Origin of the sequence: Mesorhizobium sp. CA12, assembly GCF_020165255.1 — a bacterium.
Lineage (GTDB): Bacteria > Pseudomonadota > Alphaproteobacteria > Rhizobiales > Rhizobiaceae > Mesorhizobium.
Genome location: NZ_JAIUHT010000001.1, coordinates 56811 through 69857 on the forward strand (window position 1 = coordinate 56811; position 13047 = coordinate 69857).

A 13047-nucleotide genomic window follows, 5' to 3' on the forward strand; every position below is an offset into this window, starting at 1 on the left:
GCGCAAGCCCACTCCCTGCCGTCAAATCCTGATTTATAGTGGCGCGCCACAATCCAAGGACTGATGCATGTCGGAAAAACCCGTCGATTCGTTGAGCGAAGGCGAAGCCGCGGATGAGCTGAAGCAACTGGCGGCGGAGATTGCCGAGCATGACCGGCGTTATCACACCGAGGACGCGCCGACGATCACCGATGCCGAGTATGATGCGCTGCGCCGGCGCAACCTCGCCATCGAAGAGCGCTTCCCCGATCTCGTGCGCGAGGATTCGCCGACGCGGCGGGTCGGCGCCCCGCCTGCGGAGGGCTTTACCAAGGTGCGGCACGCGGTGCCGATGCTGAGCCTCGCCAAGGCCTATACCGACCAGGACGTCGCCGATTTCATCGAGCGCGGAAGGCGTTTCTTCGACCGCGACAAGGACCTCGACATCGCCTTCACCGCCGAACCGAAGATCGACGGGCTGTCGGCCTCGTTGCGCTACGAGAGCGGCGTGTTCGTGCAGGGCGCGACGCGTGGCGACGGCACGGTCGGCGAGGACATCACCGCCAATCTGAAGACGATTGCCGACATCCCGAAGAAGTTGCAGGGTTCGGGCTGGCCGGAAATCATCGAGATCCGCGGCGAGGTCTACATGACCTATGCCGAATTCGAGGCTTTGAAGCAGCGTTCAGCGGCGGTCGGAGGCCAGGATTATGTCAATCCGCGCAACACGGCGGCCGGATCGCTGCGCCAGAAGGACCCGTCGGTCACCGCAAGCCGCAATCTGAAATTCTTCGCCTATGCCTGGGGCTATACGACAGCGGACCCAGCGCCGACGCAGTTCGATTCCGTACAAAAGTTCAAGGAATGGGGCTTCAAGGTCAGCCCGCTGATGGTGCGGGCGAAGTCGATCGAGGACCTGATTGCGCATTACCACCGCATCGAGGAGCAGCGCTCCTCGCTCGGCTACGACATAGACGGCGTCGTCTACAAGGTCGACCAGCTCGAGCTGCAGCGCCGCTGGGGTTTCGTCACCGGCGAGCCGCGCTGGGCGGTCGCCCACAAATTTCCGGCCGAGCAGGCGATGACGACCGTCGAGAGGATCGACATCCAGGTCGGCCGTACCGGCACGCTGGCGCCGGTGGCGCGGCTTGCGCCGGTCACGGTTGGCGGCGTGGTGGTCGAGAATGTCACGCTGCACAACGAAGACTATATCAAGGGCTTCGACAGCAACGGCCAGCCGATCCGCGACGGCATCGACGTGCGTATCGGCGACACGGTGGTCATCCAGCGGGCAGGGGATGTCATCCCGCAGATCGTCAGCGTCGTCATCGATAAGCGGCCCGCTGGCGCGGTGCCCTATGAATTCCCGCATACCTGCCCGGTCTGCGGCTCGCCGGCGACGCGCGAGATCAACGAGAAGACAGGCAAGGAGGATTCGCGCCGGCGCTGCACCGGCGAGATGATCTGCGCCGCGCAGGCGGTCGAAAGGCTGCGTCACTTCGTGTCGCGCGGTGCGCTCGACATCGAAGGCCTCGGTGCCGAAAACATCGACCTGTTCTTCAATTCGGGGCTGGTGAAGACCGCCGCCGATATCTTCACGCTGAAGGATCGACGGCCCGCCGTCACCAGGGCGCTGGCCGAGCGACGGGAGGAGCAGGCGAGACTGCGCGAGGAAGCCTCGGGCAAGGCGCGCAAGAATGTTCGCAGCGTCGAGGAGCGTAATTATGAAGGTCTCGACAAGTTGTTTTCGGCCATCGACGCGCGCCGCGAGCCGGAGCTCGACCGTTTCATCTTCGCGCTCGGCATCCGCCATATCGGCGAGACCACGGCGGCCGTGCTTGCCCGCCAATTCTCGACCATCGAGGAGCTGATCCGTATCGGCAAGGAGACGGCGAAGGCCGAGGATCCGCACAGCGTCTTCCCGTCGATCAACGGCATCGGTGACACGGTGATCAACGCGTTGCGCGACTTCTTCGGCAATGAGCGCAATGACGATGTGCTGGACGCCTTGCTGACGCAGGTTCATCCGAAACCCTACGTCATGGAAATCTCGGCCGGCAGCGAAGTCTCGGGCAAGACGGTGGTGTTCACCGGCTCGCTGGAAAAGATGACGCGTTCGGAAGCCAAGGCGATGGCGGAGCGGCTCGGCGCCAAGGTCGCGGGCTCGGTTTCGGCCAAAACCGACCTGGTGGTGGCGGGTCCCGGCGCCGGCTCGAAGCTGAAAGTTGCGAGCGATCTCGGCATCGAGGTGATCGACGAGGACACATGGCTGCAGCGCATCGGCAGGGGCGGCTAATGACTGGAGCGTTCAAGGGTTTTGGGCCGAAGGCCATTCCGTTCCTGAAGGCGCTCGACTTCCACCAGAGCCGTGAGTGGTTCCAGGAAAACCGCGACCTTTATGACAGCGAGCTGCATGGGCCGTTCTGCGATCTGGTCGAGACGCTCACAGAGCGTTTCGAGGCGGCCAAGCTCGGCTTGCGCGGTGACCGCAAGAAATCGCTGTTCCGCATCAATCGCGACGTGCGCTTTTCCAAGGACAAGCGGCCCTACAACCGGCATCTCTCGGCGATTCTGTCGCCCGACGGCACCAAGATGGAGCAGGGCGTCTTCTATGTGCATATCGGTCTGGAGCGCTGCTTTGCCGGTGTGGCCTGGTGGCAGCCGGCGCCGGAACTGCTGCAGGCGATGCGCAAGGCGATCGTGACCAAGCCGGCCGCGTTCCGCGGCATGGTCGCATCGCTCAAGAAGGCCGGCCTGGAGCTCGATGCGGAAGACCGCCTGAAGCGGGTGCCGCGCGGTTTCGAGGATGTCGGTGACGAGGATCTCGCCCAGGCGGTGCGCAACCGGCATTTCGTGGTCCGGCACGACATCGATCCGGCGACGATCCATTCGCCGGCGCTGGTCGACGATCTCGTCGGCTTCACGCTTGGCGCCAAGCCGCTGCTCGACTGGGGCCGGGCGATCCAGGGGACGGCTGTCGCGGCCTGACGCCGCCTCCGGCTGTCGCCGGGCTTACATCCGCATCAGCAGGCCGCCGTCGACGGCAAGCTCTATGCCGGTGATATAGCTCGCGGCGTCCGAGAGCAGGAAGAGCGCGGCGTTTGCCATGTCCTGCGGCGTGCCGATGCGGCCGAGCGGCGTATAATTCGCCACAGCGGCGCGCTTTTCTTCGGTGTCCCAGCGCGCCTGCAGCGGCGTTAGCGCCATGCCGGGGCAGATCGCGTTGGAGCGGATGCCGTCGCCGGCAAGCTGCATGGCAAGCGACTTCGACAGCGCGCAGACGCCTGCCTTCGAGGCCTGATAGGCATCCTGAGGCTTCGGGTCGCCGCGATACCACTGAATGGTCGAGAAATGCACCATGGCGCCGCCGCGACCGCCGGCGCGCATCTGCGGAACGACCGCGCGTGCGGTGTGCACGAAGGATTTCAGGTTGATGTTGAAGACCTGATCCCAGACATCGAGATCCATTTCGAGGGCCGATTTGTCGCGACCGAACCACAATACGCCGGCGACATTGGCGAGATAGTCGATGCCGCCACGCTCGCGGCCCGCCGCACCGATGGTCCGTTCCACGAAGGCCGCGTCGGTCAAATCGCCCTGGGCGAAGGTGAGCCGGTCGTCATACGAGGCGAGGGAGGCCGGACGCGGCTTGATGTCGATGGCGGTGACGGAGGCGCCGGCATCGAGCAGCGCCAGCGCAATCGCTTCGCCCATCCCGCCGCCAGCTCCGGTGACGACCGCATGCCGGCCCGTGAAATCATAGACGACCATTCATCCCCCCTCGGTTCTTGCTGCAAGGCGCGGCGCTATCTCTGCGCCAAGGCGCGATGGCGGGACAATAGGGGCCGACAAAAAATCCATCAAGCCGTATTCGAAAAAATTTGCCAAAATAGAAAATCACGATATCGTGCCGTGGCTGACAGCTTCCTTTTGGGTGGATTCCAAGACCATGACCCTGCATTCCGGCGCGCGGACCTTCTCGGTGACCTCTCCTGTCGACGGCTCAATCTATGCCCAGCGCAACTATGCGGACGGGGCCGCGATCGAGGCGGCCGTCGCCCGCGCTCGCGCGGCGCTGCCGGGCTGGCGGCGCACGCCGCTGGCCGAGCGCCTGGCGATCCTTCTGCACTTCGGCGAGGAGATGAAGGCGCGCGCCGCTCCGCTGGCCGAGGCGGTGGCGTGGCAGATCGGCAGGCCCTTGTGGCAAGCCGACGAGACGCCGCGCCTGGCGCTGATCGGCGAGCTGCTTGCAGGCGCTGCACCGGACACGCTGGCCGACATGCCCTATCCGTCGGACGTGAACATCCGCCGCTACGCCAAGCCGGTGGCCGGCGGCCTGCATCTGTCAATCTGCGCCTGGAATTACCCGACCGCTATGCTCGGCTATCTGGTCACGTCGCCGCTTGCCGCGGGCAATGTGGTGATCTTCAAGCATTCGCCGCAGACGCCGCTGATCGCGGAGCTCGCCGAGGAGGCTTTTCGCGCGGCCGGCGGGCCGGAAGGGGTCTTCCAGTGCCTGCATCTCGATCATCCGGATGCGGAGCGGCTGATCGCTTCCGGCGTCTTCAACGCCGTCAATTTCATCGGCTCGGTCAATGGCGGCCGGCGCGTGCATGCGGCGGCGGCCGGCACCTTCACCCAGGTCCATCTCGAGCTTGGCGGCAAGGATCCGACCTATGTGCGCTCCGACGCCGACCTCGAGGCGGCGGTTCCGCTGATCGCAGAGGGTACCTATTCCAACGCCGGCCAGTCCTGCTGCTCGGTGGAGCGAATCTATGTCGACGGCCTGATTCACGACCGTTTTGTCGAGGCGCTGGTCGCCGAGACGGCGAAGTGGTCGATCGGCCATCCGATCGCTGAAAAGCCGATGGTCGGCTCGGTGGTGCGCGCGGTCGCGGCCGACACCATCCGCGGCCTCACCGAAAGCGCGGTGCGGGCAGGGGCGAAGCGCCTGATGCCGCAGGATGGCGCGCGCAAGGCGGCAAGCCTCGGGATCGCCTATGTCGCGCCGGAGGTGCTGACCGGCGTCGACCACAGCATGCCGATCATGCGCGACGAGCTGTTCGGGCCGGTGGCCTGCGTCCAGGCCGTCGGCGGCGACGACGAGGCGATCCGCCTGATGAACGACAGCGACTACGGCCTCAGCGCCTCGATCTGGACGCGCGATGTCGAACGCGGCGTGGCCTTGCTCGACGAGGTCGAGGCAGGCACCGTCTATCTCAACCGATGCGATCACGCCGACCTTTATCTGCCCTGGGGCGGCATCAAGAATTCCGGTCTTGGCCGCGCCAACGGGCGCGCCGGCCTCATCGAGGCGACGGCGGCGAAGGCTTATCATGTCCGCTCCGTCATCGCCTGACCGCCAGCGGCATCCGGTCGTGCGGGCCCTTGAAAAGCTTGGCGACGCGGCCGTCGCGACGCTTGCCGCGGCCGGGGTGGAACGATTGCTGCCGGATGCGGCCAGCCCCTATCTTCTGATTGCCGAGCATGCCGGCAACGTCGTGCCGGCGCCGTGGCGCGACCTTGGCCTGCCGGAGCCTTATCTCGGCACGCATTTCGCGGTGGACATCGGCGTCGACGCGCTGACGCGCCGGCTCTCGCGAACGCTGCGGGCGCCGGCGGTGATCGCGCGCTATTCACGGCTGTTCCTCGACTATAACCGCCCCGCCGAGGAGTGGGACTTCATGCGCCCCGACCTCGGCGGCATCCCGGTGCCGGGCAATCTCGCTGTGGACGCGGCGGATGCGAGGCTGCGCAAGCTCGTCGCCTGGGCGCCGGTCGAACGGGCGATCATCGAAGCCGCTGCCGGCAGACGGGCGCTGATCTCGGTGCATTCCTTCACGCCGGTGATGGCCGGGGTGAAGCGTGCAGTCGATATCGGCGTGCTGTGGCGGGAACAGTCGCCCTTCGTCGCCTCGGTGCTGAAAACACTCAGGGCCCAAGGCCCGGAAGCAGGCTTCAGGATCGGCGATAACGAACCTTACGACTGGCGCCAGGCTGTCGGCTACACCTTGAACCGGCACGGGCTACAGCAGGGCCGGCCCTGCCTCTACCTCGAGCTGCGCAACGACTTGCTTGCCGATCCGGGAACTTTCGAACGCGTCAGCCGCCTCCTGGAGGCTGCCTTTGCCACCGTCGCGATATCCCTATGGCCGCAATCAGCCGTAGCCGTCTGAAGGCTGGACGCTCAAATATCGGAACGCTAGAGCTTGTCGAATTGGAAACACGGCAGCCAAGGGCGTGGACGATGCAAGGCAATGTGGGCAGCAAGATCCGCGACGCGCGCAAGCAGCAGAACATCACCTTGCGCGATCTCAGTGAGCGCTCCGGCCTTTCCGTGTCCCAGCTCTCGAAGCTGGAGAACGGCAAGGCCAGGCTGACCGTCGATATCGCGCTGATGATTGCCGGCGTGCTGCACGTGCCGGTGGCCTCTTTCCTGTTCAGTCCCAAGCCCGGGCCGCAGGCGCGCCGCTCGATCACGCGCGCCGGCAGCGGCATCCTGCACGAAGGCAACGCCATGGAATTCGAGGTCTTGTGCAGCGATTTCCGCGACAAGACCAATATTTTCTGGCGCGTGACGCTGCGCGCCAGAACCTTCGAGGAAAACGGCGGCTGGCGCAGCCATTCGGGTGAGGAGTTCATCCATGTGTTGAGCGGCAGCCTGCAGCTCCACACGCTCCACTACGACCCGAGCGTCCTGCAGCCCGGCGACAGCATCCTGTTCGACGGCGAAATGCAGCACGCCTATGTGGCGCTCGGCGACGAGCCCGTCATCATGCTGATGTCGAACACGGTACCGCGCGACGGGCTGCCGCCGGGAGCAGGCGTCTGACCGATGGGCCTCAGCCCTTCCACTCAAGAATTTTTCTAGAATGGAAAAAAATACTTGTTATGGAAAAGTCGGAGGACTAGCATCCTTTGACCGGCCGACAGGAGAACAGCCAGCGGCCGGGAATGGGAGAGATGACCGATGCTGTCGGTTGGGGCAGTCAGCAAGACATTCGGCGGCGTGCAGGCGTTGCGCAGCGCCTCGCTGACCTGCGAGGCCGGCGAGATCCTCGGTCTCATCGGTCCGAACGGCGCCGGCAAATCCACCCTCGTCAACGCCATTTCGGGCGTGCTCAAGCCGGACAGCGGCAGCGTGCGCCTCGCGGGCGAAGAGATCACGGGCCGCAGCCCAGAGCATTGCGCGCGGGCAGGGGTCGGCCGCACCTTCCAGACCATCAGATTATTCAAGGACCTGACTGTACGGCAGAATGTCGAGGTCGCGCATATCACTTGTCGGGCCGTGCGCCCCGATGCCGCCATGCGCATCGGCGTCGATCAGCTTCTGCAGCAATATGAGCTCGCAGGCTTCGCCGACAGCCCGGCCGGAACGCTGCCCTATGGCAGCCAGCGCCGGCTCGAGATCGCACGCGCGCTGGCGCTTGGGCCGTCGCTGTTGTTGCTCGACGAACCGGCCGCCGGTCTCAACGAGGCCGAGTCGGAGACGCTGGCCATCGCCATCGAAGGCATTCGCCGCGACGTCGGCTGCGCGACCATCGTCATCGATCACGACCTGCGCTTCATCAACCGGCTCTGCGACCGGCTTTGCGTGATGGACCAGGGCCAGGTGATCGCTTCGGGCGAGACGGAAGACGTGTGGCGCGATCCGCGCGTCATTGAGGTCTATGTCGGGCAGTCAGAGACGGCCTGAAGGCCCGGAAGAACAACCGCAATGAGAGGAAGGAGGGGTAGAATGGAAAAGATTTTGCTGGGAGCCGCGGTGCTGACCGCGGGACTGCTGCAGGCCGGGCATGCAGGCGCCGCCGATCTGAAGATCGGGCTTGCGGTCGCCATGACCGGCGCCTACGCGCCCTATAGCGAGGCCGAGGGCGCGCGCTGCATGGCCGACAGGCTGAACAAGGCCGCAAGCGCGAACGATCCCAAGGTCGAGCTGATGATCGAGGACAACCGCTCCGATCCGCAGCTTTCGGTCTCGCTCGGCCAGAAATTCCTCGATGCCGGCGCGCAGGTGATCACCGGCGTGCCGTTTCCCGATGCGCTGATCCCGATGGCGCAGACCGCGCAGCCTTATGGCGCAACCGTGTTCTCGGCTCCGAACACGCAGCTCGAGATGCAGCAGGCTGGGCTCGACAACTTCATCGCCGGCGCCGTGCCCGATCCGATCAATGCCTCGGCCACCGCCAACGCGCTTTACGGCAAGGGCGCGCGGACCGTCGCGCTGATGGTGTCACCCGATGCCGGGTCCTACTCGGAGAAGCTGCCGGAGTGGTTCGGCGAGGTGTTCGAGCATCTCGGTGGCAAGGTGGTCGGCAAATTCAACTATTCCTACGGCACCACCGACTGGTCCCCGCAGATCGCCTCGATCAAGGCGTTGCCACAGAAGCCGGACGCGATCCATATCTGCGCAGTGCTGCCCGATGTCGGCATCCTGATCCGGCAATTGCGCGCCAACGGCTACGAGGGGTGGGTGGCGGGCTGCGATGCCTTCGACGACAAGTCGCTGGAAGGCACGGTCGGCGATCCGAAGTCGCTGGAAAAGGTGATGTTCGCGACCCATGGCGCGACCGGCGTCGACGGCCCGATCGACAAGTTCCTCGCCCAGTGCAAGGCCGATGGCTACAAGATCAACGGCATCTTCGACGCGCTCGGCGCCGACATGGTGCAGATCAGCTACGAAGCGGCGAAAAAGGCCGACACCGTCGACCCCGCCGCCTTACGCGAGGCGATCCGCGCGCCTGGCGGCTATCCGGGCACCACGGCGCCGACGATCTCCTTCGCCGAGAAGAAGGGCTATCCGGTCAAAGCTGTGCCGGTGATGGGCTTTGCCGACGGCAAGCGAGTGCTGATCACCGACACGCCGCCGACCTTCGTTCCGGCGCTGAACTAAGCGGGGCCGGGAACACGTGCTGAAGGTCGAGAAGCTTGTCGTGCGCTATGGCGCCGTCACGGCGGTGCGTGAGTTGTCGCTCGAGGTCGGGCAGGGCGAGCTTGTCGCCCTGCTCGGGCCCAACGGCGCCGGCAAGAGCTCGACCATTAACACGCTGACCGGTCTGGTGACGCCGGCTTCGGGCCGCATCGTGCTCGACGGCAAGGACATCTCGCATGTCCGCACCGAGGACCGCATCCGCGGCGGACTGACCGCGACGCCGGAAGGCCGGCACATCTTCTCCAACCTGAGCGTCAGCGAAAACCTGCGGCTAGGAGCCGCGACAAGGCGCGACCCCGCCGGCGTGCGCCAGGACATCGAGCGGTTCCTGTCGCTGTTCCCGGTGCTGTCCGAACGCTTCGGCCAGGCGGCCGGCACGCTTTCGGGGGGCGAGCAGCAGATGCTGGCGATCGCCCGTTCGCTGATGTCGCGGCCGAAGCTGCTGCTGCTCGACGAGCCGTCGCTCGGGCTCGCGCCCAAGATCGTAGCGCGCATCTTCGATTTCATCGGCGAACTCAAGGCGCAAGGGCTGACGCTGCTGGTGGTCGAGCAGAACGCCAAGCAGGCGCTGCGCTTCGCCGACCGCGTCTATGTCGTGAGCTCGGGCACGCTGCGCTATGCCGGACCGCCGGCCAGGCTCGCCGACGAGCACGGCCTGTTCAACCTTTATATCGGCGGGTAGGCGGCGATGGATTACGCCTTGCAGCAACTCCTCAACGCGCTCGCCTTCGGTGCGGAATATTCCCTGGTGGCGCTCGGGCTCGCCGTCGTCTTCTCGATCATGGGGCTGGTGAATTTCGCCCATGGCGAGATCATCGGGGTCTCGGTCTACAGCGTGTTCCTGGCTGCCGCGCTCGGGCTGACCTCGCCCTTCGTCGCGGTGCTGCTTGCCGTCGGCATGGCGGCGCTGGCGGCGGTGGTGTTCGAACGCGTCGCCTTCCGGCCGGTGCGCTATGCGCCTACCACCACCGGGCTGCTCACCGCCTTCGGCGTGTCGATCGTGGTGCAGAACCTTTTCATGCTTTTGATCTCGCCAAAGCCGCAGTCGGTCTCGATCCTCAACGGCTTGAACCAGATGTGGTTCTTCGGCCCCTTCGCCGTCTCCTCGCTGCAAGTGATGGAACTGATCGTGTCGGGCCTGACCATCCTTGCGCTCGTGCTCTTCCTCAACCGCTCGACGCTCGGGCTCGCCATTCGCGCTGCCGCGCGCGACTTCGCCACCGTGCGGCTGATGGGGATCAAGGCAAACCGGGTGATTGCCACGGCGTTTGCGATTTCGGGCGCGCTGGCGGGCATCGCCGCCGTCTTCATCCTGGCGCGGCGCGGCAGCGTCTCACCCGATCTCGGCTTCAGCCTGGTGCTGAAGGCCTTTGTCGCCTGCGTCATCGGCGGCTTCGGCTCGCTGCCGGGTGCTGCGGTCGGCGGCATGCTGCTCGGCTTCATCGAAGTCGGCCTGCTCGTCGCGCTGCCGCAGGAATATGCGGGCTTCCGGGACGCGCTCACCTACGCCATCATCGTCGCGCTGCTCGTCTACCGGCCGGAAGGCCTGCTCGGCCAGCGCATCGAACTCGGCGACAAAGAGATTTAGGGCGGGAGATCTGACGTGGCAGGCTCCGAACTCTCGCAAGCGGTCGAACAGATGGCGGCGCCGGCCGCCACCGCGCAGCCCGGCAACGCGATCCTCCGCTCGCTGATCGGCGGGCTGGTGACAGCGCTGCCGGTGCTGGCGATCGGGCTCCTGGTGCTGAACTTCGCGCCGACCTACTACACCTTCCTCGCACTCGGCGCCTTCGTAAACCTGATCGTCGTGGTCGGCCTGCAAGTGTTCATGGGCAATTCCAACATCGCCAATCTCGGCCACAGCGCCTTTGTCGGGCTCGGCGCCTATAGCGTCGCCATCCTGTCGACGCCGCTTGCCATGAAGAAGCTGTCGATCCCCAACGCGCCGTTCGGCTTTGCGACGCTGGAGCTCGATCCGGTTTCGTCGGCGCTCATTGCGCTCTTGGTGGTCGGCATCGTGGCGCTGGTCAGCGGCAAGGTGATCAGCCGGCTGTCGGGGGTCGCTGCGACCATCGTCAGCCTGGCGCTGCTCATCATCGTCCATTCGGTTTTCCTCAACTGGACCAATCTGTTCAAGGGCAACCAGGCTTTCTTCGGCATTCCGAAAGTGGTCGGCCTGCCGTGGATGCTGGTCTTCGCGGTGATGGCGATCGTGGCGGCGCGACTGTTCAAGGACAGCCGCTGGGGCTTGCAGCTGCGGGCCAGCGCGCAGAGCCCTCAGGCTGCGGCTGCGCTCGGCATCGATGCGAAGAAACTGCGGCTCATGTCATGGGTGCTGTCGGCGCTGATCTGCGGGCTCGCCGGCGTGCTCTACGCCTATTTCGCCGGCACGATCAGCCCAAAACTGTTCTATTTCCAGATGATCTTCAACACGCTGGCGATGCTGATCCTCGGCGGCATGGCAACGGTGACTGGGGCGGTCACCGGCGTCATCGTGCTTTCGATCGGGCTGGAATTCATCCGCAGCATCGAGTCCGGCGTGACGGTCGCGGGTATCCAGATGCCGCAGCTGCTCGGCCTGTCGGGCGTGGCGCTCGGCGTTGTCATCGTGCTTTGCATGGCGTTCCGGCCGAGCGGCATCAGCGGACGGCACGAGCTCGACGAGCTGCTGTCGCTTCTTTTGCGGCGCAGGGCCAAATAGCTTTTCCTGGTTTGGAGGTTGAACGTGGAATTTGAGGACAGGGTGGCGGAGTATGCGCCGAAGCTCGAGGCGTTGCAGGCCGAGCTCGCATCGCGCGGCGTCGAGTTCATCGAGGTGCATACGGTCGACACGTCAGGCGTCGTGCGCTCCAAGATCGCGCCGCTGAAGCTTTCCACCTATGGCGAATCGATCAATGCCATCCTTTATTGCGTCACGCATGGCGACGGCCAGCCGATGGGCGACGTCGCCTTCGCCTCGCCGAGCGCCAATGAGGAGAACGGCTTTCCCAACATCAAGGGTATAATCGATCCGGACACAGTGATGCAGCATGGCTGGAAGCCGAAATTCGCCTCCGCCATCACGCGCTCCTACATGCTGGACGGCGCCGTCTGTCCGTATGACCCGCGCGGCGTGCTGGCGCGCGTCGAGGAGCGCGCAAGGGCGCTTGGCTATGAGCCGAAATTCGCGCTGGAATACGAGTTCGGCATTTTCCACGCCGACCATGATCTGATGCGCGCCGGCCGTTATCGCGAGCTGAAGCCATGGGGCCATTCGCTGATCAACTACGACCTCGTGCGCAGTGGCGAATACCAGGATTTCGCCGCCGAGTTCATTACGCGCATGAAGAGCATCGACATCGGCATCGCCTCGCTGGTGACCGAATATGGCTACGGCATGTATGAATACGCGCTAACGCCGAAGAGCGCGTTGGCGGCGGCGGATGCCGCGATGCGCGCCAAGCTGCATCTGCGCGAGCTGTGCGCCGAGCGTGGCTTGGTGGCGACCTTCATGGCGCGCTTCCAGCCGCCGGGCAAGGAAAGCGCCTGCGGCGCGCACCATCATGTCAGCCTGTGGCGGGACGGCAAGCCGGCCTTCGCGGCTGGACCGAACCGGCTGACGCCGGTCGCCGAGAAATTCCTCGCCGGCGTGCTCAACCGCATGCAGGAGACCCATATTTTCTTCCGGCCGACGGTCAACTCCTACCGCCGCTTCGATCGCGGCGCGTGGTCGCCGGAAGACGTCGCCTGGGGCTTCGAGAACCGCACCGCGCCGATCCGCGCCATCACCACGCCGAACGATGCCGCGTGCCGGTTCGAGCACCGGGCGCCTGGCGCCGACGTCAATCCTTATCTCTCGATCGCCGCGATCCTGGCGGCCGGCTGCGAAGGCATCGAGAAGGATTTGCCCCTCGAGGCGCCGGTGACGAGCAACCTCGCCAACCTCGACAAGCCGAAGCTGCCGCGCACGCTCAATGCTTCTATTGAAACCTTCGCCGCATCCGATTTCTGCGCCGAGGCGTTCGGCGAAGCGTTCCGCGACAACTACGCCGAAAGCCGCCGCGCCGAGCAGGCGGCCTTCGATGCCTGGCAGGCCTCGCACATCACGGACTTCGAGTGGCAGCGCTATTTCGTCAGCTGAGCTGCCTGAAGATTCC

The 13047-nt window shown here is 65.2% G+C and carries 11 protein-coding genes and 1 pseudogene; 11 read left to right on the forward strand and 1 reads right to left on the reverse strand.

What is annotated here, in order from left to right; all coding sequences use genetic code 11:
* Positions 1-67: 67 nt before the first annotated feature.
* Positions 68-2275 (forward strand): NAD-dependent DNA ligase LigA, encoded by a 2208-nt coding sequence (ligA, locus tag LB520_RS00255; RefSeq protein WP_224635996.1) that lies wholly within the window; start codon positions 68-70, stop codon positions 2273-2275.
* Positions 2275-2967: a DUF2461 domain-containing protein gene (locus LB520_RS00260; protein ID WP_140839724.1), complete on the forward strand. Its 693-nt coding sequence runs from the start codon at positions 2275-2277 to the stop codon at positions 2965-2967. Before ligA ends, LB520_RS00260 begins: the two co-directional genes overlap by 1 nt.
* A 24-nt stretch (positions 2968-2991) precedes the next feature.
* Here the strand turns inward: LB520_RS00260 and LB520_RS00265 are convergent, their stop codons facing one another.
* On the reverse strand, positions 2992-3750 hold the full coding sequence (locus tag LB520_RS00265; RefSeq protein ID WP_095769006.1) for an SDR family NAD(P)-dependent oxidoreductase: 759 nt from the start codon (positions 3748-3750) through the stop codon (positions 2992-2994).
* A 178-nt stretch (positions 3751-3928) separates the two neighbouring features.
* On the opposite strand from LB520_RS00265, the gene LB520_RS00270 reads away from it, so the two are divergent.
* The 9 genes and pseudogenes from LB520_RS00270 to LB520_RS00310 all read left to right on the forward strand — a co-directional run bounded on the left by LB520_RS00270 (position 3929) and on the right by LB520_RS00310 (position 13031).
* Positions 3929-5338 carry an aldehyde dehydrogenase family protein gene (locus LB520_RS00270; RefSeq protein WP_224635997.1) on the forward strand — a complete coding sequence of 470 codons (1410 nt, stop codon included), beginning with the start codon at positions 3929-3931 and terminating at the stop codon, positions 5336-5338.
* Positions 5316-6155 carry an N-formylglutamate amidohydrolase gene (locus LB520_RS00275; protein WP_224635998.1) on the forward strand — a complete coding sequence of 280 codons (840 nt, stop codon included), beginning with the start codon at positions 5316-5318 and terminating at the stop codon, positions 6153-6155. Before LB520_RS00270 ends, LB520_RS00275 begins: the two co-directional genes overlap by 23 nt.
* A gap of 71 nt (positions 6156-6226) precedes the next feature.
* The gene (locus tag LB520_RS00280; protein WP_095769008.1) at positions 6227-6811 is read left to right on the forward strand and encodes a helix-turn-helix domain-containing protein; all 585 of its coding nucleotides are present in this window, start codon (positions 6227-6229) and stop codon (positions 6809-6811) included.
* A gap of 198 nt (positions 6812-7009) precedes the next feature.
* A pseudogene (locus LB520_RS00285) lies at positions 7010-7675 on the forward strand (ABC transporter ATP-binding protein); the annotation flags it as partial.
* 42 nt (positions 7676-7717) lie between these two features.
* On the forward strand, positions 7718-8872 hold the full coding sequence (locus LB520_RS00290) for an ABC transporter substrate-binding protein (RefSeq protein ID WP_224632929.1): 1155 nt from the start codon (positions 7718-7720) through the stop codon (positions 8870-8872).
* Between the two features lie 16 nt (positions 8873-8888).
* The gene (locus tag LB520_RS00295; protein WP_224635999.1) at positions 8889-9593 is read left to right on the forward strand and encodes an ABC transporter ATP-binding protein; all 705 of its coding nucleotides are present in this window, start codon (positions 8889-8891) and stop codon (positions 9591-9593) included.
* Between the two features lie 6 nt (positions 9594-9599).
* Complete coding sequence (locus LB520_RS00300) at positions 9600-10499, forward strand: branched-chain amino acid ABC transporter permease (RefSeq protein WP_224636000.1); 900 nt, start codon at positions 9600-9602, stop codon at positions 10497-10499.
* A 15-nt stretch (positions 10500-10514) separates the two neighbouring features.
* Entirely contained in the window at positions 10515-11612 is a 1098-nt protein-coding gene (locus tag LB520_RS00305) for a branched-chain amino acid ABC transporter permease (RefSeq protein WP_224636001.1), read from the forward strand.
* A 24-nt stretch (positions 11613-11636) separates the two neighbouring features.
* Positions 11637-13031 carry a glutamine synthetase family protein gene (locus tag LB520_RS00310; protein ID WP_224636002.1) on the forward strand — a complete coding sequence of 465 codons (1395 nt, stop codon included), beginning with the start codon at positions 11637-11639 and terminating at the stop codon, positions 13029-13031.
* Positions 13032-13047: the final 16 nt, after the last annotated feature.